Raw genomic sequence first — 1,798 nt, 5'->3', positions numbered from 1 at the left:
GGCTCTGGCACAAAGATCGTGATGCCGTGACAGCGCGTGATCACGGTCGCGGTTCCGCAACTGACCGCGCATGAGGGCGGCCGCTTCGTAAAGATCAGGTTCGACCAAGAATCCGATCACCACAAGCGGCCGCGAGGACTATGGTGCTGCACTTTCAGGCGGGCGGCGAGGGCGCCCGCTTCGATCTTTTGTCCTGCTTGTTCCCCCACCTGGGGACCGTCCAGATAGAGACGGTGACAGAGGGCCGACGTGGCCTGCTGATCAGCGCACGCGTGAAGAACACCGAGGCCGCGTGCGCGGGCTGCGGCACGCTCAGCCCGCGCGTCCACAGCCGATACCGTCGCCGTCTCCAGGACGTGACCTGCGGCGAGGTACCCGTGACCATCGAACTGCAGGTGCGGCGGTGGTTCTGCGTCAACCCCGGCTGCCGGATCCGCACCTTCGCCGAACAGGTGCCCGAACTCGCCCAACCGTACGCGCGGCGGACATCGACACTGCGTCGGCTGCTCGAACACATCGCACTGGCTCTGGCCGGGCGAGCCGGGGCACGCTTGGCCGACCGGCTGGGTATCACCGTCTCCCGGTCCCTGCTGATCCGGCTGATCCGCGCATTACCCGACCCCGAGATCGGCCCGGTGTCCGTACTGGGAGTGGACGAATTCGCCAAACGCCGAGGCCAGTCCTACGCCACCATCCTCATCGACATGACCACCCACCGGCCCATCGACGTCCTGGACGACCGCACCGCCGAGGCCTTCGCCGCCTGGCTGCGAGAGCATCCCGGCATCCAGGTGATCTGCCGCGACAGGGCAGGCGGATTTGCCGAAGGCGCACGCGAGGGCGCGCCCGACGCGACCCAGGTCGCTGACAGGTGGCACCTGTGGCACAACCTGTGCACCGCGGTCGAATCCACAGTCCGCGCCCACCGCGCCGACCTGGCCGAACCCATGCCCGAGACGCAGCCCCGCGAGGAAGAACCCGAAGTCAACGCTGCTCCCGACGCCCCGGAATCGCGGACCGCGATCCGCACACGAGAACGCCACGCCACCATCCATGCCCTCCTGGCGGAAGGCAAGACGCACACCGATATCTGCAAGATCCTCGACCTGGCCGACAAGACTGTCCGTAAGTTCCGACTCGCCACCACCGCCGACGAACTGATCAACGGCCCTCGCAAGAGCATGCGCCCCATCGACCGATACGGCTCCTACCTGCACCGCCGCTGGAACGAAGGCGTCTACGACGCCGCCCAACTCCACTCCGAGATCAGCGCTCAGGGTTACAACGGCAGCAAGCGCTCCGTCCGTCGCTTCGTCGAGCCCTTACGCCCCTACCAGCACGTCGCCGACCTGCCCGCACCACCGCCCAAAGTCCGCGAAGCGACCCGCTGGCTCACCAGCCACCCCGACCATCTCACCGAGGACGAGGTTGCCAAGCTCTCCCAGCTCAAAAACCGCAGCGCCACCCTGGCACGGCTCGCCGAGCACGTCACCACTTTCGCCCAGATGATGACCGGCCTGACCGGTGCCAAGCACCTCGAAGGCTGGCTCACCGGTATCGAGACCGACGACCTTCCCCACCTGCACACCTTCGCCCGCGGCGTCCGCCGCGACCAGGATGCCGTCACCAACGGCCTCACTCTGAGCCACAGCAGCGGCGCCGTTGAGGGCAACGTGTGCCGGATCAAGGCCCTCAAGCGCCAGATGTTCGGCCGCGCGAACCTTGACCTACTCCGCAAGCGCGTCCTGCTGGCATAGCTCACTCAATGTGACCGCATCACGATCTTTGTGCCAGAGCC

General features: G+C 66.8%; 1 protein-coding gene. It reads left to right on the top strand.

Annotation, left to right across the window (positions count from 1 at the left end):
• Positions 1-140 precede the first annotated feature (140 nt).
• A complete protein-coding gene (locus ACWD0F_RS52045) occupies positions 141-1,757 on the top strand; it encodes an ISL3 family transposase (protein WP_449890575.1) in 1,617 nt (538 codons plus the stop codon).
• Positions 1,758-1,798 lie beyond the last annotated feature (41 nt).

The organism is Nonomuraea sp. NPDC002799, assembly GCF_053592075.1.
Note: the sequence above shows the minus strand (reverse complement) of the source record. Positions and strands in the feature narration are given on the sequence as shown.